This window comes from Bradyrhizobium sp. WBOS07, assembly GCF_024585165.1.
In the GTDB taxonomy this organism is placed as follows: domain Bacteria; phylum Pseudomonadota; class Alphaproteobacteria; order Rhizobiales; family Xanthobacteraceae; genus Bradyrhizobium; species Bradyrhizobium japonicum_B.
In genome coordinates, this window is sequence record NZ_CP029008.1 from 4,526,909 (window position 1) to 4,548,793 (window position 21,885).

A 21,885-nucleotide genomic window follows, 5' to 3' on the forward strand; every position below is an offset into this window, starting at 1 on the left:
ACGGCACCAGTCGTAATACGTGATCTCTGGAGTGAGGCCGAGCCGGCAAAATGCCACCAGAATTGCATGCTGTCTCGATGTTCCACGAATGGAATGCAACTGCCGCTCGGATCAGACGTGATTCGATCAGGTAGCCCATCGGCCCGAGCGATGGGCTCAGCCAGCCGATACAAGCGTTTCTCGTTGACTCTGGATAGAGCAGCCCGGTAGCTCGTCAGGCTCGTAACCTGGAGGTCATAGGTTCAAACCCTACCCCCGCACCAAATTCGGATTGACCGGATCCGAGACGAAAAAGGCCTGCTTGATGCGGGCCATTTTTGTTTTTGGAGGGAGCACTGTCGCAGCGCTCCCTCCTGATCAGCGCGAGCAGCGTGCGCGGCGGTTGTCGCGTCAGCTGCAAGGTGTCTGCGGGCAGGATGAGGGATCAGGATCTGAACGGGCAGACCATGGTCAGCTTCAGCAGCGTCGGCTTGTCCGAGCCCTTCTTGTACTCCCACTCCAGCCGGATCTCGTGCCGGTGGGCGAAGGCATCGTTCGGCGCGTGGACGATGATGTTGGTCTTCATCGGGATCGGCGGCTCGGAGTTGAAGCACTTCCGCACGCAGGCATCGAGCAGGTCGCATCGCGTCAGCGGGATGACGCCGGGCTCGTCCCTGGATAGCGGCACCGTGTTCGGCTGGGTGCTGAGATCGACGCGGGCCCGGCCCTTCTCCTTGTGCCAGTACTTGGCGCTTCCCTGCGGCCACCTCGAAGGCGGGTTCAGGATCAAATGGTATTGGCCGTATTCCAGGGTCGGCAGATCGATGTCATCCGACGCCTTGAGCTTGGCCACGCTCTTCTTCATGTTCGCCAAGGGATAGTAATTGCTGTTCATCAAGTCTCGAAATGCCTTGCCGCTATATGTCTTGCCGCCCATCGCCTTGTCCTTTGATTTGATCCAATCAACCAGGGTGGCCCGCAGCCCGGCAAAGCTCGTTGGCCAGAACGACAGCCCTCGGCGCCCCCAGAACGCGCGGCCCCATCTTCGCGCGCGCAAACGCTATCACCCGAAATTGTGCGTCGTCCAGAGAGATACCGGCTGGTGATGCCGCCATGCGTGCGTGCAAGTTCGATTGCCACGAATCTTCCGATAGGTAATCTTGCGTCAGGCTCCTCGCGAGCGCCGACCGAAGGACGGTGCTGCGACTTTTGAAGGCACGGAAATGTATTGTGCCGCGTGTCAGTCGGCGATCGACCCAGGCGATAGCTGGTGCTCCAAATGCGGGGTGGCCGTGCGACGCTCCGAACCGGAGAGCGAACGGCGGTTCGTGACGATTCTCCGTGCCGACGTCGTGGACTCGACCGGGCTCGTTGCAGATCTCGATCCGGAGGAGGCTGTCTCGCGCCTGGAGCCGGCGTTGGCTGCGATGAGAGGCGCGGTTCGTCAGTTCGGAGGCATCGTCAGCAAGGAATTGGGCGACGGGCTCTCTGCGGTGTTCGGTGCTCCGATCGCGGACGACAATCATGCGCCGCTGGCCTGCCACGCGGCGATCGAGCTGGTCCGGCGCGTTGCAAGCCTCGGTGACCCCGACCTTAAGGTTCGGGTGGGTCTCCACTCCGGCCATGTCGTTGCCTATATGGTCGCCAGCGAGTTTTCCAAGGTTTACGAGATTGGCGGAGCGGCCCAGCACCTGGCCGCCCGGCTGGAGGCTGCGGCCGAGGCGAATCAGATCTACGTGTCGCAGGCCTGCCAGGAGCTTGCCGAAGGGCACGTCCGATTCGAGTTTCTGGGTGACAAGCCGCTGCGCGGCTTCAATCAGTCCGTGCCGGTCTATCGGATCGTTGGGGCCAGCGATCTGTCGAGTTGGCGGGTGCGGCGTGCGCGCAGCGTCTCGCGATTCGTCGATCGGACGACCGAGCGGGCGTTGCTGGCTCGTGCGGTCGAGGGCGCCGGAACGGGCCGGCAGACGGTTCTGCTGCTGGGCGATGCCGGCATCGGCAAATCGCGGCTCGCGCACGAATTTGTCCAGGAGCTCAGGCCCCACGGCTGGCGCCTGATCGACGCCGAGTGCAGCCCGAACTTGCAGGGGGCGCCGTTCAGCACGCTCAAGCGTCTGCTGCTCTCGGCTCTGGAGGCGGCCGCCAAGGACCCCGGCAGCCCCTCGGATCCCCGCAACGATCTGGGGGAGATTGAAAGTTGCGCCCTCGACGCCGTGCTCGATCTGCCGATTACCAATCCGCAGTGGAATCAGCTCGAGCCTCACGCCCGGGGACGCGCAATCTCCGAGGTCAGCTGTGGCATCGTCGAGCGCCTCGCCCGTCGCCAGCCGACGGTCCTGCTGCTCGAGGATCTGCACTGGATCGACCGGGCCAGCGATACGATCGTGGCGACGATGGCTTCGCTTCAGGTGCCGGGTCTGCTCGTCCTCCTCACGTCCAGGCCAAACGGCATGCCGGTCTGGATTGCGCGCTGCCGCGCCGAGATCGTCGCGATGCAGCCTCTCGACGATGACTCTGGGTTGGCCATGCTGGCCGACATGCTCGGTCCCTCCACGGCGAACGACGATCTGAAGAACCGGATCATCTCGCACACGGCCAATGTCCCCCTGTTCATCGAGGAGGTGTGCCGCGGGCTTCGGGACAGCGGAACGCTCCACGGCCAATGGGGCGATCTCGCGCTGATGCGGCCGATCGAGGAGTTCGGCATCCCCTCGAGTATTCAGGGGGTCATTGCCGCGCGGCTCGATCGGGTGTCGCGGCCGGAACGCTCCATCCTGCAGGTCGCGGCGGCGCTTGGCCCGCGATCGAGCGTCGCCATGCTTCGCAAGCTGCTCGAGCTGCCCGAGGACAGCCTGCAGGATTGCCTCGCGTCGCTCGATCGCGCCGAACTGCTGGTCAGGATCGACAGCGAGTTGGGCGACGTGCTCGAGTTTCGGCACGAGATGGTCCGTCAGGTGACCTATGATTCCATGGTCGAAAAGGTGCGCGAAGGCATTCACGCGCGCATTCTTGCGAGGCTGGAGAGCGACCGGGCGAGCGCGGATGAGCCCGACGCGCTGTGCTATCACGCGGTGCGCGCCCGCGATTGGCTCAAGGCGTTCAGCCACGGCAGGAGCGCGGGTCGAAAATGCTTGAGCCGCTCGGCATTTTTAGACGCGGCCAGCTATTTCGAGATTGCGATGGGCTCGCTGGACAAGACGCCCATGACGCGTTTACGGGAGATGGACGCCATCGATTTGCGGACGGAAGCGCGAGCGGCGTTCATTGCGTCCGGTCAGGTGACCGAGTGGCTAGATCTCGGAAAGGACGCCGAGCGCCGGGCGGGGGCGATCGACGACATCGGACGCAAGGTCGCCGCCATGACGGTCAGAGCGGGCGCGCAGAACTTCTTCGGAGCGCCGGTCGAAGCCGTCGCCGTTTCGGAAGAGGTGGTTCGTCTCGCAGAACAATGGGGCAATGCGGGTTGGCTCAATCTCGCTCGATACAGTCTCGGACAGGCGTATTTCCTCGCCGGCCGCTTTCGCGAGGCAGCGCTGACATTGACCGAGTCTCACGCGCAGTTGGAGGGTCCGCAAGCCATCGCCCCGACCGGCACGACGCCGCGCTCCCTCCTCCTCCTCTGCTGCATGATGAACAGCTTCACCCATACCGTCATGGGTGACCTCGAGGCCGCCGAGCAGCTCCAGCAACAGGCCGCCGCGATCGCCGAGGAGACGGGCCGTCCCTACGACCGCGTCGCCGCCGCCTATAGCGGCGGCTGGCTCATGCTCGGCCGGGGCGATCCCGCCGCGGCGGCCGCCATTCTCGAAGATGGCTTTGTGCTGGCGCAGAAGCACGGCATCCGGCTGTTCGTGCCGGTGCTCGCCTGCCACCTCGGCATGGCCTATTTGGAACAGGGGCTGCTCGACCGGGCGCGCGGCATGCTGATCGAGGCGCGCGAGGAGGCGAAGGCGGTCGGCTATACTTCGGCCGTGCTGCGCAGCTCGATCTATCTGGCGCTCGCAACCTGGCGTCTTGGCGATGTTAAGGCGGCTCAGAACATGCTGCGCGAGGCGCGCAACACCGCGCGACAGCAGGGATTCTCCGGGCTCGAGGCCGAGGCCCTGTTCGGCGAGGCCGTGGTGACGCCTGTCGCGAGCGAGAACGGCAAGGCGGCCGTCCTCGCGTCCTTGCGCGGGGCCATCGCGATCGCGTCCGAAAGCGGCGCGCGGCCGCTGCAGCGCAAGGCAGAGGCGATGCTGACCGGGATGCTGGCCCGGGGCAACGAGCTGAGCTGATTCCGCTTCCCGCCCCGGTCAGCTCCGCGCAACGCGCCTTGACTGCCCGACAAGCCAAATAAATTCTGTAGGCGAAGCAAGGGCTTGGCTACTGTGCATGGGGTTGTTTTCGCACTTTTTGCAGCGCGGCCCCGTGTCTCACGCCAGGAACGCGCGGAACCGGCGCAGCGCGATCGCGAAGAAGACGCCGCCGATCACGGCCAGCGCGAGAAGCTGCGGCCACACCGATTCTAGGCCCGCGCCGCGGAACAGGATGGCCTGGGCCAGCATCACGAAATGCGTGTTGGGTGCCGCCAGCATGATGTCCTGGACGAATTGCGGCATGCTCTCCCGCGGCGTCATGCTGCCGGACAGAGTCTGCAGCGGCAGAAGGGTCATCATCAGCAGCAATCCGAACTGCGGCATCGATCCGGTGACGGTGGCGAGAAAGATGCCCATGCTGGTGGTGGCAAACAGCTGCAGTGCCGCCCCCAGCAGAAAGAGTGCGACCGAGCCGTCGATCGTGATCGCCAGCCAGCCCTTGATCACGAAGACGATCGACAGCGCGGAGGCCGCGAGCACCGCCAGCCCCATCGACCACACCTTGCTGACCATGATCTCCAGCGGCGTGACCGGCATCACCAGCAAATGCTCGATCGTACCGTGCTCGCGCTCGCGGATCAGCGCCGCGCCGGTCAGGATGATCGAGAGCATGGTGATCGAGGTGATGAGCTCGTCGACGGCGCCGAACCAGGATTTCTTCAGCTCGGGGTTGAAGCGTGCCCGCAGGGTCAGCTCGATCGGCACGCTCTGCGCATTGCGCGTCCGCGCCAGGAACTCCGCAATCTCCGCGCTGACGATCTGCTCGACATAGCCGCCGCCGTTGAACGCCTGCGAAATCCGCGTTGCGTCGACGTTCAGCTGAATGGCCGGTGACTTCCGTGCCAGCAGGTCGCGCTGGAATTCCGGCGGGATGTTCAGCGCGAACGTGTCGAGCCCGGCGTCCATCCGCCGGTCCATTTCATATTGCGAGATCAGCCGCGGCTCGGAGAAGTACGGCGCCGTGAATGCCAGGTCGATGCGGTTCGAGACTGGCGAACGGTCCTCGTCGACGATGGCGATCGCGGCGCGGTTCAGCGTCTCCGGCAGCGCCTTGGCCCCGGCATAGATTGCAAGCGTGAAGGAATAGACGATGAGCACGAGCAGCATGGGGTCGCGCACCAGGCCGCGCAGTTCCTTGACCCCGAGCTGAAATACGTGGTCGAGACGCATGATCACCGGGCCTGTTTCTTCAGCAGCATTGCGCCGGCGGTCATCAGAACGGGTACCATGACGGCGAGCGCCAGCAGGTCGTTGTGGAGCGTGTCGAAGCCGAGCCCCTTGGAGAAGGTGCCGCGCGAGATCGTAACGAAATAGGTGGTGGGATAGAGCTGCCCGATTGCAGCCCCCAGTCCCTGGAGCGAGGAGACCGGATCGATCAGGCCGGAATATTGGATGGCCGGGATCAACGTGATCAGGACGGTGCCGAACAGCGCGGCGATCTGGCTTTTCATGAAGGCCGAGATCACCAGTCCCATGCTGGTCGTCGCCGTGACATACAACAGGGCGGCAAGGGCATAGGTCGCAAAGCTTCCGGTGAAGGGAACGCCGAAGACGGTGAGCGCGAAGCCGACCAGGAGGAGGAAATTGGCGAAGGCGAGCACGACATAGGGCAGTTGGGTGCCGAGCAGGAATTCCAGCCGCGTCACCGGGGTGACGTAGAAATTGACGATCGAGCCGAGCTCCTTCTCGCGCACGACGGCGAGCGCAGCGAGCACCGCGGGAATCAGGACCAGCAGCAGCGGGATGATCCCCGGCGCCATCGCGACGACGCTGATGACGTCGGGATTGTAGCGATAGCGCAGCTGGAGCTGGTAGGCGCCGGCGATCGCCGCCTCGCCATAGAGCTCGCGGCCTTTCTGCGCGAGCCAGTTGGCGTGGATCGCCTGGGCGTAGGAGCGCAGCGTCTCGGCTCGCGTCGGATTGGCGCCGTCGACCCAGGCGCCGATCTCGACATGGCGGCCGCGGCTGACGTCGCGGCCAAAGCCCGGCGGCAGCTCGATGGCGAGGCCGATCTCGCCGGCACGCATGCGGCGGTCGAGATCGGCGTAGTCGGTGATCGGGCGTTTCTCGGTGAAGTAGCGCGAGCCCGCGATCTGGAGGCTGTAGTCGCGGCTGATCGCGGTGTCGTCGCGGTCGAGCACGGCGAAGGTCAGGTTCTCGACGTCCATGCTGATGCCGTAGCCGAGCACGAACAACAGCAGCACGCTGCCGAGAACCGCGAGCGTGGCCCGGATCGGGTCGCGCCGCAGCTCGAGCGTCTCGCGCCGGGAATAGGCGAGCATGCGCGTCAAACTGAATGCGGCGTTGCGCCGGGCCGGTGGCGCGGCGGTTGCCGGTGCGGGCGCTGGCACGGCGGTCGCCGGCTGGCCGGCCGGCACGGTCGCGTCTGCGATCGCCTGTTCCAGGCAGGCGATGAAGGCCTGCTCCAGCGTCGCGGTGCCGTGCGCAGCCACGATCGCCGCAGGCGTGTCCGACGTCAGCACCTTGCCTGCATGCATCAGCGAGATCCGGTCGCAACGCTCCGCCTCGTTCATGAAATGGGTCGAGACGAAGATGGTGACGTTGTCCTTGCGGGAGAGTTCGGCGAGGATCTGCCAGAAGCGGTCGCGGGCGACCGGATCGACGCCCGAGGTCGGCTCGTCGAGGATGAGGATGTCGGGCGCATGGATCATGGCGACCGCCAGCGACAAGCGCTGCCGCAGCCCGAGCGGCAACGCATCGGGCAGAGAATCGGCGACCTCGGCGAGATCGAACCGGGCGATCATCTCGTCGATGCGCGGAGCGATGGTGTCCGCCGGCAGCTGGAACAGCCGCGCATGCAGGTCGAGATTTTGCGCGACCGTGAGCTCGGAATAGAGCGAGAAACCCTGCGACATGTAGCCGATGCGCCGCCGCACCGACATGTCGCCGGCATCGATGGCGTTGCCGAACAGCCGTGCGGTGCCTTCGGTGACCGGCAGCAGGCCGGTGAGCATCTTCATGGTCGTGGTCTTGCCGCAGCCGTTCGAGCCGAGGAAGCCGAAGATCTCGCCCTTCCTGATGCGGAAGCTGACGTCGTCGACGGCCACGAAGCCGTTGAAGCGCCGCGTCAGGTGGTCGGCCTCGATCGCGATCTCGTCATGGTCCTCGCCGCGCGGCGGGATGACGACATCGGTATGATTGCCGCGATCGGCTTCGGGCAAGAGGCGGATGAAGGCTTCATCGAGCGTGTCGGCGCCGGTCTGCTGCTTGAGCGCGGCCGGCGTTCCGGTCGCCAGCACGCGGCCGGCATTCATCGCGATCAGAAAATCGAACTGAGCAGCCTCTTCCATATAGGCGGTCGAGACGATCACGCTCATGCCGGGCCGGCCAGCGCGAATCGAGGCGATCAATTCCCAGAACTGGCGGCGCGACAGCGGATCGACGCCGGTGGTCGGCTCGTCCAGGATCAAGAGCTCGGGATCGTGGATCAGGGCGCAGCACAGGCCGACCTTCTGCTTCATGCCGCCGGACAGCTTAGCCGCCGGCCGGTCGGCGAAGGGCGCGAGGCCGGTGTCGCGCAGCAGACCGGCGATCCGTCTGTTGCGCTCCGCCTCGTCGTGCCCGAACAGGCGGCCAAAGAAGTCGATGTTCTCGAACACCGACAGCGTCGGATACAGGTTCTTGCCGAGCCCCTGCGGCATGTAGGCGATATCAGGGCATACGTTGCGGCGGTGGCGCGCGCTCGCCATGTCGCCGCCGAGCACGTGGACATGCCCCTGCTGGATGGCGCGGGCTCCGGCGATCAGCGAGAGCAGGCTGGATTTGCCGACGCCGTCGGGGCCGATCAGTCCCACCATGCAGCCGGACGGAAGGTCGAGCGTGATCGCTTCCAGTGCGCGGGTCTTGCCGTAGCTCAGGCCCACGTCGTCGAGATGCACCACGCTGCCGGGCGCGGCAGGCAGCTCGGCTGCGGCCCCGGTGCTCATCTCGTCAGCTTGACGTTGAGATTGCCTGGCCATTGCGCGGCCGGATCGAGCTGCACATAGGCCATGCCCGGCAGGCCGGTCTTCACCTGCTCGATGTGCTGGCGCAGCAGCTCGGGCGCGATATGCGCCTTGATGCGGAACATCAGCTTCTGGCGCTCCTCCTCGGTCTCGACCGTCTTTGGCGTGAATTGCGCGACGTCGGCGACGAAAGTGGCTTTGGCGGGGATGACGTATTGCGGAATGGCGTCGAGCACCAGACGCACCTCGGCACCGATCGCGACCCGGCCGGCAGCGGCCGTCGGCAGGAAGAACGTCATGTAGACGTCGCCGAGATCGACCATGTTGAGGACGCGGCCGCCGGCGGCGAGCACTTCGCCGGGCTGCGACACGCGATACTGCACCCGGCCGTCGCGCGGCGCCTTCAGCACGCTGTCATTGAGGTCGGCATTGATGCTTTCGATCGCGGCCTTTGCCGCGTCGACGGCGGCGCCGGCGTCGATCACCATGGCGCGGGCGGAGCTGATCGCAGCCTCGGATGCCGCGACCTGGGCGTGGGAGGCGGCGAGCGCCGCCTTTGCCGTGGCGTTGGCGGAGCGGTCGTCGTCCAGGACCTGCTGCGCCACCGCGCTGGTCTTGATCAATTGTTCGGAGCGATCGAGCTTGCGGCTCGTGGTGTCGAGCTGCGCGACGCGCTGGTCGACCACGGCCTCCGCAGCCTTGCGTTCGGCCTCGCGCTGGTTCACCAGGCTCTTCGCGGTCTCGACATTGATCGTGGCGCGCTGCAGCTGCGCCTCGGCCTGGCGGCGCTGCGCCTGCAATTGTTCGGTGTCCATGCGCGCCAGCACCTGGCCCGCGCGGACGAAGTCGCCTTCGCCAACCAGGATGTCGCGGATCCGGCCCGGTGTCTTGGTCGCGATGTCGATCTCGACCGCTTCGATGCGGCCGTTGCCGCGGGCAAAGCCTGCCGGCAGCGTGTTGGTATCGCGGTGCTGCCAATAATAGTAGCCGCCACCTGCAACGAGGACGGCGATCGCGGCGATGACGCGACCCGAAGTGAAGTTCATCTGTTCAAAACGCCGCGAGGTGGCGCCCATTGTTGAGAGACGTGCGCCCGGCCGCTGATCGCGCGGGAGGGGCGGCCCCAACATGCAGCGAATTTTGCGTCGCAACTTGATGCAGATCAGACCGCGGTGCGAGCCATCCTTGCCTCTATTTTGGGCTGCGCGACGTCGTCGCCGCTCGTCCGCCCAAATGGATCAGGCGGACGAGCGGATTGTTGAACGGATTACGATCCGCCCGAACCTCGCCGCCTCACTTCACCAGCGGGCAGCCGCCATCCTTGAGGGGGCGGAACGCCTGGTCGGCAGGAACCTCGGCAAGCAGCTTGTAATAATCCCACGGCCCCTTCGATTCCTCCGGCTTCTTCACCTGGAACAGGTACATGCTGTGCACCATGCGGCCGTCCTCGCGCAGCACGCCATTGTCGGTGAAGGCATCCTTCACCGGCAGCTCGCGCATCTTGGCCATCACCGTCTTTGTGTCCCTGGTGCCGGCCGCCTGCACGGCTTTGAGGTAATGCAGCGTGGCGCTGTAGGTCGCCGCCTGGTTCATCGTCGGCATGCGCTTGACGCGTTCCAGGAAGCGCTTGCCGAAGGCGCGGGTCTTGTCGTTGAGATCCCAGTAATAGGCCTCGGTGACGATCAGGCCTTGCGCCAGCTTCAGGCCCAGGCTGTGCACGTCGGAGATGAACATCACGATCGCGGCCAGGTTCTGGCCGCCGGCGACGATGCCGAATTCGCCGGCTTGCTTGATCGCATTGATGGTGTCGCCGCCGCCATTGGCGAGGCCGATGATCTTGGCCTTGGAGGCCTGGGCCTGGAGCAGGAACGAGGAGAAATCCGCCGTATTGAGCGGATGCTTGACGCTGCCCAGCACCTTGCCGCCCGCCGCCTTAACGACATCGCCGGTGTCGCGCTCCACCGAATGGCCGAACACGTAGTCGGCGGTGAGGAAGAACCAGGTGTCGCCGCCGTTCTTGACGATGGCGCTGCCGACGGTGTGCGCGTTGGCGTAGGTGTCGTAGGTCCAGTGCGCGGTATAGGGCGAGCAGGATTTTCCCGTGATGTCGGAGCTCGCCGCGTCCGTCACGATCATGATCTTCTCGTATTGCTTCGACAGCTCCATCACCGCGAGCGCGGTCGCCGAGGTCGGCAGGTCGATGATCATGTCGACGCCCTCGGTCTCCCACCATTTACGGGCGATGGTGGAGGCGACGTCGGGCTTGTTGAGCACGTCGGCCGAGACCATGTCGATCGGCTTGCCGAACATCTGGCCGCCGAAATCCTCGATCGCCATCTTGGTCGCCTCGACATTGCCCATGCCGCCGATGTCGGAATAGACCGAGGAGAAGTCGGAGAGCACTCCGATCTTGAGCGGCGCCTGCTGGGCGAAGGATGGACTGATTGCGAACGATGCGAGCCCGGCCGCAAAGGCGGCACGCATAATAATCCGGCACATGGTATTTCCTCTGATTTTATAGTTGGTGCGCCGGTTCAGATTGCCTCGGCGAAGCGGCAATTCTTGCGTAACGACGCCGCGCATGCGAGCCGAATTGACGCGGCCCATCGCGCCGACTACGTTTTGCGCAAACATCGGAATCCCGCGAATGCAACGGCGTCGCCCCATGCTCCGCGGATCTCCGGCGGATTGCCAATTCAGGGGACGGAAATGACCGGAGACATTGCAGCCACCATCTCGAAAGCGCGCGAGCATTCCATCGGCGATCTGCTGCGCCGCTCGGCGGGACGCGAGCCGAACAAGCTCGCGGTGAGCTGCGGCGACGTCTGCTGGAGCTTTGCCGAGATGGATACGATCTGCAACCGGCTCGGCCGCGGCCTGCTCGGCCTCGGCGTCAGCAAGGGCGATCGCATCGCGGTGCTGTCGCGCAATTCGCACGCCTTCGCCGCGCTGCGCTTTGCGGCGGCGCGGATCGGCGCCGTGCTGGTGCCGGTCAATTTCATGCTCAATCCCGACGAGATCAATTTCATCCTGAAGAGCTCCGGGGCAAAGTTGCTCGCGGCCGGGCCGGACTTCGTCGAGTCCGCGCGCGCAGCCAGCGCCAAGGATTGCGCGGTCGAGAACATGATCTGGCTGCCGGGCGAGGATACTGCGACCGCGCCCGCGGGTCTCACCACCTTCGACGACCTGCTTGATGCCGACGGCTCGTTCCTGGAAGCGTCGGTCGACAGCCGCGATCTCGCCCAGATCGTCTACACCTCGGGCACGGAATCCTTGCCCAAGGGCGCCATGCTGACCCATGAAGCCGTGATGTGGCAGTATGTCAGCTGTATCATCGACGGCGGCATGAGCGTGGATGACAAGTTCCTGCACGCGTTGCCGCTCTATCATTGCGCCCAGCTTGACGTGTTCCTGGGACCGCAAGTCTATCTCGGTGCCTCCGGCGTGATCACGGGCAAGCCGACCGCCGACAACATCCTGGCGCTGATCCAGGCGCACAAGATCACCTCGTTCTTCGCGCCGCCGACGATCTGGATCGCGATGCTGCGCTCGCCGAACTTCGACAAGACCGATCTGTCGACCCTGCAGAAGGGCTATTACGGCGCCTCGATCATGCCGGTGGAAGTCCTGCTCGAGCTCCAGCGTCGGCTGCCCGCCGTGAAGTTCTGGAACTTCTACGGCCAGACCGAGATCGCGCCGCTCGCGACCGTGCTGCGGCCGGAGGACCAGCTGCGCAAGGCGGGCTCGGCCGGCAAGCCCGTGCTCAACGTCGAGACGCGCGTGGTCAACAATGCGATGGAGGACGTCAAGGTCGGCGAGGTCGGTGAGATCGTGCACCGCTCGCCGCATCTGCTCTCCGGCTATTACAACGATCCCGTGAAGACCGCGGCGGCGTTCTCGGGCGGCTGGTTCCACTCCGGCGATCTCGCCACCGTCGATGACGAGGGCCACATCACCGTGGTCGACCGCGTCAAGGACATGATCAAGACCGGCGGCGAGAACGTCGCGAGCCGCGAGGTCGAGGAGATGGTCTATCGCATCCCCGCCGTGTCGGAGGTCGCCGTGGTCGGCCTGCCAGATCCGCGCTGGATCGAGGCGGTCACGGCCATCGTCGTGGTCAAGAGCGGCGAGAAGCTCGACGAAGAGACCGTCATCAAGCATTGCGCCGGCCAGATGGCGCATTTCAAGGTGCCCAAGCGCGTCATCTTCGTCGATGCCCTGCCGAAGAATCCGAGCGGCAAGCTGCTCAAGCGCGAGCTGCGCCAGCGCTTCGTCGGCGGCGAGACGCTCGACAAGGCGGTGCAGAAGAGCTTTGGCACCTGAGCGGGCGCGCTTCACTGGACGCGCTGCGCCGATGCAGCAGGGCGGTCATTTCGGCAAGATCGTGCTCGAGTTCGCTTAGCCGGCCTCGCCGGAAAGCTTCCGGACGTCGTCCGGGGTCTGTCCGAAGCGGCGGCGAAACGCGCGATGGAAATAGGAGACGTCGTGGAAGCCCGCGAGCTGCGCGATCTCGATGATCTTACGGGTACGCATGGCGGGATTTCGAAGCAACCGCTCGGCGCGCAGCAAGCGTTGCTCCAGCACGAAGCCGCTATAGGTGATGCCGGCCTGCTCGAACAGCAGCTGGATCGTCCGTGGGCTGATGCGATGCGCGGCCGAAAGACCGGTCAGCGACAGCCCGGGGCTGTCCAGCCGCGCCAGGATGTCGGACTTGAGCGTTTCGAAACGCGCCGCTGCAAGGCCGCGCATGCGCGCCTCCTCGGCGGCATCGCCGCGGGCTCCGATCATCAGCACGGCCAGGTCGAACAGGTGCTGCGAGACCGCGTCGAGCTCGGCCGGGGCGAGCTTGTCCGAATGCGTATGCGCCAGGTCATAATATCGCAGGAACATCGATGTGATCGGCCTGGTGCCAGGGATCGGCTGCGCGATCAGGTCCTCGGCATTCGGGCACGCGCGCAGCAGCGCCTTGCGGGGCAACAATGCGGTCTGAAAGTTGCCGTAGGCCAATTGACTAACTCGGGCCCCCCTGATCGACGGATCTCCGATCGTGAGGTCGCCGGCCGCGACGTTCAGCGGGCGCCTGCCCATGGTGCCGCTCAGATCCGAATTCGGTGACATGGCGACGACCAATTCGTCGTTGGTGCCCATGGACACGAAGCTCATCGGCGTCCCGTAGGAGGCGGACAGCCTCAGGCGCGGAAGGATGGCCGGCGTGATTGTCCGGTGCACTGGGCCGTCCCCGATCGGAACGAAATCGGTCCCCATCACCTTCCGGCAGAACTGCTCGCGCCACCCCTCATAGGCCGGCCCCGTCGGATCGCCGCTGAATGAGAGCTGTGGCTGTGTCATCGATCGGAAGGTGCAGGTTCGTCGGTGATTTGGAGCAAGGTTGTACCGTCAGGCCGGTGCACCGCAACGGCAAAAGCGCGGGATTGCGTGATAAGCCACTCGCGATGACGTGCGAAGACGCGACGCGGTGCCGCAGTTCGGTGCGCCGCATCGCACGAGCAGTTCGGCGGTGTTCGCGCGATGGCGAAGCTCAGTACTTCTTCACCGCCGCCCCGAGCGCGAACCACAGCAGCATCGATGCGAGGCCAAAGCCGCCAAGCAGCAGGAAGGTTGGCCCGTAGCCGATCCATTGCGCGATCCAGCCGCCGAGCGCGGGACTGAGGCTGGCGCCGACGCCCTGCACCGTGATCACGGCGCCCTGGCCGAGATTGATGCGACCGGTGCCGTTGAGTGCGCGCGCAACCATGCCGGGAACGGCGACCGTCTGCAGTCCTGTGCCGATGCCGTCGAGCACCTGCATCGGCACCACGCCCCACCATCCCGTGACGAAGAACGCCAGCACGCCGCGGATGGGCAGGAACATGAAGGAGATCAGGATGATCGGCCAGTAATTGCGCTTGCTCGCCGCCTTCATTGCGATCAGCGAGGTCACGACCATGACGCCCTGCGCAATGACCACGGTGGTCGCGACGAAGCTCGGGCCATTGGCCTGTCCCTCGGCGACCGCCGCCAGTCCGTAGAGCGGGACGATCGCGGCGTTGCCGAGATGGAAGAGCGCCAGCGCCAGCGCGAGTACGAGCAGCGCGCGATGCTTGAGCAGCATCGAGAGCGCGTCAGGGGCACTGTCTGGGTCATCCTCATTGCTGCCACGTGCGGCGCGGTCGTCGATCGCCTTGGCCGGAATCATCATCACGCAGGCGATCGCGATGGCGCCGAACAGGGCGGCCAGCGCGAACACGGCAAAATAGCCGTACTTGTAGCCGAGATAACCCGAGAGCGCAGCGCCAACCATGTTGCCGGCGTGGTTGTAGGCCTGGTTGCGGCCGTTGAGCGCGTTGAAGCCCTTCTGCTTGGCGATGCCGAGCGTGATGCCCGTGACGGCCGGCACGATCGCGGCGCTCGCCAGCGATTGCGCCACTTGCGAAAACGTCACCGCCCAGAAATTCTGCGAGATCAGGATGATCGCAGAGGCCGAGACCACGCAGATGCCGGGAATCACGACCCACATCCGCTTGTTGCGGCTGGCATCGATGAAGCCGCCGATCGGCGTCGTGACAAGCATGCCGGCGACGTTGCCGATCGTCATCGCGGTGCCGATCAGTCCGGTCGCCCAGCCGCGCTCCTGAAGGAAGACGCCGACGAACGGCCCGATGCCCGACTGCATGTCGGCCATGAAGAAGTTGAGCGCGAACAGAGGCCAGATACGGGACGGGGAGGGAGGCCGCGATGTCATCGATACCCAAGCATGCTGTTCGTCTGTCGTGATCCTCTTGGCCAATCGATCTGGCGTTGATCCGAACGTAACGGGCGCCCGCCGCGTTGGTTCCCATCACGGCTGATGCTCACCGGCCTTGCCGAAAGCTCGTTCGCAATGTCATCCTGCGGTCTGCTACGGAGCTCGAGCCATGCCTCTCTGGACCTGCGAAACCTGCGGCGCGCAATTCCCGAGCGGCGGAAATCCGCCCGCCTCCTGCGTGATCTGCGAGGACGAGCGGCAGTTCGTGAACTGGAACGGACAGACCTTTCTCACGCGCGAGCAGCTGGCGCGGGAGCACCGCGTGGTGGGCCGCGACGATCTTGGCCTCACCGGGATCGGCCTGGAACCGAGCTTCGCCATCGGGCAGCGCGCGCTGCTGGTGCCTCAAGGCGACGGCTGCGTGATGTGGGATTGCATTCCACTCGCTACCGATGAAGCCATCCAATACGTCGCAGCGCTCGGCGGACTGAAGGCAATCGCGATCTCGCACCCGCACTATTACGGCGCGGTCGCCGACTGGAGCGACACCTTTGGCGGCGTGCCGGTCTATCTGCACGCGGACGATCGCGCTTTCGTCACGCGACCGCATTCTTCGATCGTGCACTGGACCGGCGAAAGCCATCGGATCTCCGACGATGTGCTGCTGCTGCGAACCGGCGGTCATTTCGCCGGCGCCACCATGCTGCACTCGGCGCGCAGTGCGGACGGCAGGGGGGCGCTGCTCACCGGCGACATCGCCCAGGTGACGATGGACCGCCGCTTCGTCAGCTTCATGTACTCCTATCCCAACTACTTGCCGCTCAATGCAGCCGCGGTGCGGCGGATCGCGGCAGCCGTCGAGCCGCTCGCCTTCGATCGCATCTATGGCGCGTGGTGGGGGCGCAACATCGCCGCCGGCGCCAAGGCCGCCTTCGCGGCGTCGGTCGCGCGCTATCTGGCGGCGATCGCCTGAGCCGGATCTATCTTGCTTGTCTCGAATAACTGTACTATAAGTACAGTATAGACTGCAATGATGCAGATGCGGTCCGGCATGATCGATGCATCGTGCAAGTCGCGGCACGCTGTGGCCGCGTGAGCGGGAGTTGGACGCATGACGGGGCCGCAGGATTACGAGATTTTCGACGCCGGCGATGTCACGCTGCAATCCGGAGCCGTCTTCCCCGCGCTGAAGCTCGCCTACAAGACCTATGGCACGCTGACCCCGACCAGGGACAACGTCATCCTCTATCCGACCTCGTTCAGCGCGCAGCACATCGACACCGAATGGCTGATCGGGCCCGATGGTGTGCTGGACCCCACGCGCTACTTCATCGTCATCCCGAACCTCTTGGGCAACGGCCTGTCATCCTCGCCGTCGAATACCCCCGCGCCATTTCCCGAGGTGAGCTATCACGATGCCGTCGCGGTCCAGCACCGGCTTCTCACCGAGCGCCTTGGCATTTCGAAGCTGGCCCTCGTCTACGGCTGGTCGATGGGTGGCATGCAGGCCTATCATTGGGCGGCGCTGCATCCCGACATGGTCGCGCGCGCGGCCGTGGTCTGCGGCAGTGCGCGTTGCGCACCCTACAATTACGTCTTCCTCGAAGGCGTGAAGGCCGCGCTCACCGCCGATCCCGCCTTCCGCGACGGCCGCTTCGCCGAGAAGCCGGTCGCCGGCTATCGCGCCATGGGCCGCGTCTATGCCGGCTGGGCGATGTCGCACGGCTTTTATCGCGACGAGCTCTGGCGCGAGGCGGGCTTCACCTCGCTGGAGGATTATCTCGTCCGCACCTGGGACGCGACATTTGCCCGGCGCGACGCCAATGATCTTCTGACGCAGATCGGCATCTGGCAGAACGGCGATATCAGCCGCTGCGCGAGGTTCGCAGGCGATATCGATCGCGCGCTGGCGGCCGTCAAGGCCCACATGCTGCTGATGCCGGGCGCGACCGATCGCTATTTCGACGCCCGCGACAACGAGGATGAGCTCGGCCGGCTGGTGAACGCGAAATCGGCCGTGCTGCATCCGATTCCGTCGCTGCACGGCCATCGCGCCGGCAACCCAGTCAACAATCCGCGCGACCTTGCTTTCCTCAAGGCCGAGGTCGTGGCGCTTCTCGGCAAGTAGGACAGGCATTTCGATCATGACAGACACGACCGTTTCAGAGCCCGGCCACCGCCTGAAGCCGCTGACGCCGGCGATGCTGCGCGATCTGTCGGTCCGCTCCGATCTCAAGGGCGCTATGCAGACCACTGGCCATTATGGCGCGATCCTGCTGGTGGGCGCGGCGATCGCTGTGGTTTCCTCGAGATGGGGCGTGCTCTGGGCGTTGCCGTTGATGGCGTTGCAGGGTTATGTCGTGGCCTTCCTGTTCATGGCGGTGCACGAGACCGCGCACAAGACCGCGTTCAGGAGTCGCGGCCTCAATCTAGCCGTGGGCCACGTCTCAGCCTTCATCATCGGATTGCCTTACGAATATTACTGCCTGTTTCACTGGGACCATCACCGCTATACCCAGGATCCTGACAAGGATCCCGAGCTGATCGTCGGGGTGAAACCGACATCCGACACGCAGCTCGCGATCGCCTATAGCGGCCTGCTCCAGGTCGCCGGCCGTCTCCGGCTGATGCTCGGTCACGCGATCACCGGCAACGTCACCGTGCCGTGGATCCCCGAGAGCAAGCGCGCCGTCATCGTCAGAGAGGCGCGGGTCTATGTCGCGCTCTATGCTCTGCTGCTGGCGCTCTCGCTGTGGTTCACGTCGGCGCTACTGCTCTGGGTCTGGATCGTCCCGCTCATCATCGGGCAGTTCTTCCTGCGGCCCTATCTCTATGCCGAGCACACCGGCTGCGAGCGCACCCGCAGCGCCTTTGAGAACACGCGCACCACCTACACCGCCGCGTTCGTCAAATGGTTCGCGTGGAACATGCCTTACCATGTCGAGCACCACGCCTATCCCTCGATCCCGTTTCACGCGCTGCCGAAGCTGAACGCAATCGTCGACGACGAGATCGTCCATCGCGGCCACGGCTACATCCGAACGACGCGCGAGACCTGGACCTGGTTTCGCCGGCAGCGGCAGGCCGGCTAGGCGGACGAGCGCCGATGGAGTTTCCCGTAGTTTGTCGTGGGTTTGCCGGCTTCCGATAGCGAGCTTTACGACGTGTTCATGCACTTGCTCGATGGCCCGGAGCATTCCGGTACCGTGCCGTCGCGCTCGGCATAAATCTGATCAAAATCAATCGCTTGGCGCCTCGAAGAAGATGCCTAACGAATCCCTCCGGATCGGGAAAGTTTTAGCCGTGTTGTATTCATGACCAGGCGAGACCGCTGCTGTAAGCGTTGGGGTCATCAACGCCGCCGACGTCTGGAGAGTTTGGTGATGAGCGCGACGAGAGGCCGTCTTCTGGTGGTCGACGACGACCTGGTGCAGCGAGTCCTGATCGGCAAGATCGGGGCGAAACTCGGCTACGAGACGGTCGTTGCGTCCTCCTATGAGGCCGCAACCGAGCTGCTGGGCCGCGAGGCCTTCGAGATCATGGCGCTCGACCTGTCGCTCGGAGAGCGGGACGGGGTGGAGCTGTTGCACTTCGTCGCCGAGCGAGGCCTCCGCGAGATGTCGATCGTCATCATCAGCGGCTGCGACGATCGTATCATGAAGGCCACGCGACGGGTCGCGAACGGGTTGAAGCTGTCGGTCGGCGGATGCCTGACAAAGCCGCTCGATCTGAACCGCTTGCGCAGCGCACTCGAATCTCCGCGGCGTGCGCCGCTGGCCGCGGCATCGACCTCGCCGCAACTCCCGATCACGCCGGCGAGAATCATGCGCGGCCTCGCCGATCGCGAATTCTTCGTCGAGTTTCAGCCGAAGATATCGCTTGAGACCGGAAGGGTCGTCGGCGCCGAGGCGCTCGCACGCTGGCGCACCGCCGAATTCGGCATGGTCTCGCCCATGGTCTTCATTCCGATCGCCGAGGAGGCCGACCTCATGCGCGAGGTGACCGATTGCATCCTGTCATCGGCGATGTCGCAGGGCCGCAAGCTGATCGAGCGCAATCCCGGCTTCACCATTGCCGTCAACATTTCGGGCTCGCTGATGTCCGATCTGGCCTTGCCCGACCGCATCGAGGAGATCCTGCGCCGCGAGAACATCTCGCCGACCTCGCTGACGGTGGAGATCACCGAGACTTCGGCCATGGCGGACGTCGAACGTGCCAACGACATCCTGGTGCGGTTGCGGCTCAAGAAGATCGGGACGGCCATCGACGATTTCGGCACCGGCTATTCGTCGCTCGCGGCCCTGGCGCGGCTGCCGTTCAGCGAGCTGAAGATCGACCAGTCGTTCATCAAGGGCTGCGAATCCGACGATGACATGATGAAGATCGTCGATGCCTCGGTGGCGCTGGCGAAGGCGTTCAACATGAAGGTCGTGGCCGAGGGCGTCGAGAGCTCCGAAGCGCTCGAGATCATCCGCCGGATCGGCTGCGATGTCGCCCAGGGCTTTTTCTTTGCGCCCTCGCTGCGGCGATCGCGCGCCGAACGGTGGATCTCCGCGCGCAATGCTCTCGCCGACGGGCACGGGGCATCGGCGACGCCGGTTGCTCTCGCAGGCTGAGATGGCGAACCCCGGTCGCCGGGCGACCGGGATTCGTCAACAGATGCAGGCGGCTCAGTAGATCCCGTAGGCGCAGACATTGACGACGCGCACGCGCAGGCCGTGACGGGTCCGGACCAGGCGTTCCTGGTAGCAATTGCTGACGCCGGTGTTGAGGTAGATTCCGCCGAAGCCCCAGCCGGGACCCCAGTGGTGATGACCGTGATGGTGATGGAAGCCGCCGGCCGAAGCGGCGGTCGGGGCCAGAGCGGCAACGCCGAGCGAACCGGCGGCGATCAGACCGAGAGCAAGCTTACGAAACATCTTCATTCTCCATTTGGTGCTAGGGCCGTTGTTGTGTCCCTGCATCTCGGTCGGGCCGAGATGCGATCGCGTTCACGCGGGATCAGGAGAATCGTGTTTCAGGATTGTTTCGTGGCCTGCGGCGTAATGTGCCGGTGTGATGTTTTCCGCGCCGCGCGGTAGCGCGCGGCCATCGCCCGCGTCAGTTCCGTCATCTTGTCGCGGAGATCGGCGGGCTCCAGCACTTCGGCCTCGGGGCCGAGCCGCAATAATTCGGCCGCGGCGTGCCAGGATGTCTTGCCGACAGGCACGCGCGCAATGCGCCAGCCGTCGGCATCGCCGGTCTCTGCGAGCTGCGTACGCGCCTTGACGTAAGGCTGGCTCAATGCGTCGAGCAGCTTGACGCCGAACGGCGACAGCCGCACCACCGCGACATTGGGATGCATCTCGGCCTCGAGGCGAAGTGTCGCGGCCTGTCAATAGGCGGCAAGGTCGAAATCGGTGGGGCGCTCGAAGTTCTCGTCGAGCGCCGCGCAGTCGAGCACGCGCGCGACACGATAGGTGCGCACGCTAGCGTCGACCTGGCCCGCGAGGTACCAGTTCCCGCCCTTCAGCACGAGGCCGAGCGGCGCGAGGCGGCGCTGCTTCTCGGAACGCCAGCTCTGGTAGCGGATTTTTATCAATGTCCCGCGCAGCACCGCGCCGGCAATCGTGCGTAGATGTTTCGGTTCTTCCGCCTCGCCAAACCAGCCCGGCGCATCCAGGTGAAAGCGCTCCTGCATACGATTGGCGTCCTCGCGCAGATGGGCGGGCAGCGCCGCCATCAGCTTGTTCTGCGCGGCGATCATCGCCGCATCGAGGCCGAGGGCCGCCGCAGGACCGGGCAATCCGGTCAGGAACAGCGCGCCGGCCTCGCTCTGCGACAGGCCGTTCAGTCGCACGCGGTAGCCGTCGAGCAGGCGGTAACCGCCCTCTGCGCCGCGGTCGGCGTAGACGGGCACGCCCGACGCCGCGAGCGCGTCGATGTCGCGATAGATCGTGCGCACCGAGACCTCGCAGGACTTCGCAAGCTCGGGCGCGGTGACCTGCCCCCTGGCTTGGAGGATGGTGAGGATCGACAGCATCCGGCTCGCGCGCATGATTTCCTTAAACCATACCTGACAGGGGATGTCAGGTATGGGTCTCTACAAGATGCGCCTTGCCAGAGAGCGCCCCGGGAGAGCCTGCCATGACCGATCCGAACCGCATCACGCTGTATTACTCGCCGCAAAGCCGCGCCACCGGCACGCGGGTGCTGCTGGAGGAGCTGGGCGCGCCCTATGATCTCCACGTCCTCAACATGAAGGCCGGCGAGCAGCGGAAGCCGGCCTATCTCGCCATCAATCCGCTCGGCAAGGTCCCGGCGATCCGCCACGGCGAGGCCCTGGTGACCGAGCAGGTCGCGATCACCATCTATCTCGCTGATCTCTTCCCGCAGGCGGGTCTGACACCTGCGCTGAACGATCCTCTGCGCGGCCCATATCTACGCTGGATCGCCTATTACGGCTCATCCTTCGAGCCGGCGCTGATCGACAAGTTCATGCAGCGCGAGCCGGCGCCCATCACGCAGTCGCCCTATGCCGACTACGACACCATGCTCGGCGCGCTCGAAGCGCAGCTGTCGAGGGGGCCGTATCTGCTCGGCGAGCGTATGACAGCCGCCGATGTGTTGTGGGGCGTCGCGTTCAGCTGGACCATGATGTTCGGCATCGTCCCGAAGAAGGACGTCTTCGTCCGCTACGCCGAGCGCATGACCTCGCGACCGACATTCCAGCGCATCAACGCGGCGGATGAGGAGATGGCCGCGCAGCATGCCAAGGCGATTCCGAGCTAAGCTGTTAAGCCAACCTCCGCTGTCCTCCCGGGACGCGCGCTTGAGGCGCGCTTGTCCGGGACTACAG

15 protein-coding genes and 1 pseudogene are annotated in these 21,885 nt (G+C 65.0%); 7 read left to right on the forward strand and 9 right to left on the reverse strand.

The features are described 5' to 3' along the window. Positions 1–424: 424 nt before the first annotated feature. On the reverse strand, positions 425–916 hold the full coding sequence (locus DCM79_RS21590) for a hypothetical protein (protein WP_257176250.1): 492 nt from the start codon (positions 914–916) through the stop codon (positions 425–427). A gap of 286 nt (positions 917–1,202) precedes the next feature. Between DCM79_RS21590 and DCM79_RS21595 the strand changes: the two genes are divergently transcribed. Next, positions 1,203–4,256, forward strand: coding sequence for an AAA family ATPase (locus tag DCM79_RS21595; protein WP_257180812.1), 3,054 nt, complete (start codon positions 1,203–1,205; stop codon positions 4,254–4,256). Between the two features lie 138 nt (positions 4,257–4,394). On the opposite strand, the gene DCM79_RS21600 is transcribed toward DCM79_RS21595, so the two are convergent. The 4 genes from DCM79_RS21600 to DCM79_RS21615 all read right to left on the reverse strand — a co-directional run bounded on the left by DCM79_RS21600 (position 4,395) and on the right by DCM79_RS21615 (position 10,801). Then, positions 4,395–5,507: an ABC transporter permease gene (locus DCM79_RS21600; RefSeq protein WP_257180813.1), complete on the reverse strand. Its 1,113-nt coding sequence runs from the start codon at positions 5,505–5,507 to the stop codon at positions 4,395–4,397. Positions 5,508–5,509: 2 nt separating this feature from the next. Beyond that, entirely contained in the window at positions 5,510–8,284 is a 2,775-nt protein-coding gene (gene rbbA / locus DCM79_RS21605) for a ribosome-associated ATPase/putative transporter RbbA (protein ID WP_257176251.1), read from the reverse strand. Beyond that, entirely contained in the window at positions 8,281–9,348 is a 1,068-nt protein-coding gene (locus DCM79_RS21610) for an HlyD family secretion protein (protein WP_257176252.1), read from the reverse strand. Before DCM79_RS21610 ends, rbbA begins: the two co-directional genes overlap by 4 nt. Positions 9,349–9,595: 247 nt before the next feature. Further along, positions 9,596–10,801 carry an ABC transporter substrate-binding protein gene (locus DCM79_RS21615; protein ID WP_257176253.1) on the reverse strand — a complete coding sequence of 402 codons (1,206 nt, stop codon included), beginning with the start codon at positions 10,799–10,801 and terminating at the stop codon, positions 9,596–9,598. 210 nt (positions 10,802–11,011) lie between these two features. Between DCM79_RS21615 and DCM79_RS21620 the strand changes: the two genes are divergently transcribed. Next, positions 11,012–12,625: an acyl-CoA synthetase gene (locus DCM79_RS21620; RefSeq protein WP_257176254.1), complete on the forward strand. Its 1,614-nt coding sequence runs from the start codon at positions 11,012–11,014 to the stop codon at positions 12,623–12,625. A 75-nt stretch (positions 12,626–12,700) separates the two neighbouring features. Here DCM79_RS21620 and DCM79_RS21625 read toward each other — a convergent pair whose 3' ends face one another. Both DCM79_RS21625 and DCM79_RS21630 read right to left on the reverse strand, forming a co-directional pair. Continuing rightward, the gene (locus tag DCM79_RS21625; RefSeq protein WP_257176255.1) at positions 12,701–13,651 is read right to left on the reverse strand and encodes an AraC family transcriptional regulator; all 951 of its coding nucleotides are present in this window, start codon (positions 13,649–13,651) and stop codon (positions 12,701–12,703) included. Between the two features lie 190 nt (positions 13,652–13,841). Beyond that, complete coding sequence (locus DCM79_RS21630) at positions 13,842–15,044, reverse strand: MFS transporter (protein WP_257176256.1); 1,203 nt, start codon at positions 15,042–15,044, stop codon at positions 13,842–13,844. 172 nt (positions 15,045–15,216) lie between these two features. On the opposite strand from DCM79_RS21630, the gene DCM79_RS21635 reads away from it, so the two are divergent. The 4 genes from DCM79_RS21635 (at position 15,217) to DCM79_RS21650 (ending at position 19,663) form a co-directional block, all read left to right on the forward strand. After that, complete coding sequence (locus DCM79_RS21635) at positions 15,217–16,020, forward strand: MBL fold metallo-hydrolase (RefSeq protein WP_257176257.1); 804 nt, start codon at positions 15,217–15,219, stop codon at positions 16,018–16,020. A gap of 138 nt (positions 16,021–16,158) precedes the next feature. Then, the gene (locus DCM79_RS21640; RefSeq protein WP_257176258.1) at positions 16,159–17,175 is read left to right on the forward strand and encodes an alpha/beta fold hydrolase; all 1,017 of its coding nucleotides are present in this window, start codon (positions 16,159–16,161) and stop codon (positions 17,173–17,175) included. A 16-nt stretch (positions 17,176–17,191) separates the two neighbouring features. After that, positions 17,192–18,139 carry a fatty acid desaturase gene (locus DCM79_RS21645; RefSeq protein ID WP_257176259.1) on the forward strand — a complete coding sequence of 316 codons (948 nt, stop codon included), beginning with the start codon at positions 17,192–17,194 and terminating at the stop codon, positions 18,137–18,139. Positions 18,140–18,430: 291 nt separating this feature from the next. After that, a complete protein-coding gene (locus tag DCM79_RS21650) occupies positions 18,431–19,663 on the forward strand; it encodes an EAL domain-containing protein (protein ID WP_257176260.1) in 1,233 nt (410 codons plus the stop codon). A 54-nt stretch (positions 19,664–19,717) separates the two neighbouring features. On the opposite strand, the gene DCM79_RS21655 is transcribed toward DCM79_RS21650, so the two are convergent. Together DCM79_RS21655 and DCM79_RS21660 are read right to left on the reverse strand one after the other, a co-directional pair. Further along, complete coding sequence (locus DCM79_RS21655) at positions 19,718–19,966, reverse strand: hypothetical protein (RefSeq protein ID WP_028138614.1); 249 nt, start codon at positions 19,964–19,966, stop codon at positions 19,718–19,720. A gap of 98 nt (positions 19,967–20,064) precedes the next feature. Further along, a pseudogene (locus DCM79_RS21660) lies at positions 20,065–21,084 on the reverse strand (helix-turn-helix transcriptional regulator). 89 nt (positions 21,085–21,173) lie between these two features. Between DCM79_RS21660 and DCM79_RS21665 the strand changes: the two are divergent. Beyond that, positions 21,174–21,818 carry a glutathione S-transferase family protein gene (locus tag DCM79_RS21665; protein WP_257176261.1) on the forward strand — a complete coding sequence of 215 codons (645 nt, stop codon included), beginning with the start codon at positions 21,174–21,176 and terminating at the stop codon, positions 21,816–21,818. Positions 21,819–21,885 lie beyond the last annotated feature (67 nt).

What these genes read in the sequence shown, in the direction of transcription:
- DCM79_RS21665 (WP_257176261.1), top strand. Translation starts at nt 21,174, where the DNA reads ATGACCGATCCGAACCGCATCACGCTGTATTACTCGCCGCAAAGCCGC.
- DCM79_RS21600 (WP_257180813.1), bottom strand. Translation starts at nt 5,507, where the DNA reads ATGCGTCTCGACCACGTATTTCAGCTCGGGGTCAAGGAACTGCGCGGC.
- DCM79_RS21620 (WP_257176254.1), top strand. Translation starts at nt 11,012, where the DNA reads ATGACCGGAGACATTGCAGCCACCATCTCGAAAGCGCGCGAGCATTCC.
- rbbA (WP_257176251.1), bottom strand. Translation starts at nt 8,284, where the DNA reads ATGAGCACCGGGGCCGCAGCCGAGCTGCCTGCCGCGCCCGGCAGCGTG.
- DCM79_RS21640 (WP_257176258.1), top strand. Translation starts at nt 16,159, where the DNA reads ATGACGGGGCCGCAGGATTACGAGATTTTCGACGCCGGCGATGTCACG.
- DCM79_RS21615 (WP_257176253.1), bottom strand. Translation starts at nt 10,801, where the DNA reads ATGTGCCGGATTATTATGCGTGCCGCCTTTGCGGCCGGGCTCGCATCG.
- DCM79_RS21645 (WP_257176259.1), top strand. Translation starts at nt 17,192, where the DNA reads ATGACAGACACGACCGTTTCAGAGCCCGGCCACCGCCTGAAGCCGCTG.
- DCM79_RS21610 (WP_257176252.1), bottom strand. Translation starts at nt 9,348, where the DNA reads ATGAACTTCACTTCGGGTCGCGTCATCGCCGCGATCGCCGTCCTCGTT.
- DCM79_RS21650 (WP_257176260.1), top strand. Translation starts at nt 18,431, where the DNA reads ATGAGCGCGACGAGAGGCCGTCTTCTGGTGGTCGACGACGACCTGGTG.
- DCM79_RS21630 (WP_257176256.1), bottom strand. Translation starts at nt 15,044, where the DNA reads ATGACATCGCGGCCTCCCTCCCCGTCCCGTATCTGGCCTCTGTTCGCG.
- DCM79_RS21590 (WP_257176250.1), bottom strand. Translation starts at nt 916, where the DNA reads ATGGGCGGCAAGACATATAGCGGCAAGGCATTTCGAGACTTGATGAAC.
- DCM79_RS21635 (WP_257176257.1), top strand. Translation starts at nt 15,217, where the DNA reads ATGCCTCTCTGGACCTGCGAAACCTGCGGCGCGCAATTCCCGAGCGGC.
- DCM79_RS21595 (WP_257180812.1), top strand. Translation starts at nt 1,203, where the DNA reads ATGTATTGTGCCGCGTGTCAGTCGGCGATCGACCCAGGCGATAGCTGG.
- DCM79_RS21655 (WP_028138614.1), bottom strand. Translation starts at nt 19,966, where the DNA reads ATGTTTCGTAAGCTTGCTCTCGGTCTGATCGCCGCCGGTTCGCTCGGC.
- DCM79_RS21625 (WP_257176255.1), bottom strand. Translation starts at nt 13,651, where the DNA reads ATGACACAGCCACAGCTCTCATTCAGCGGCGATCCGACGGGGCCGGCC.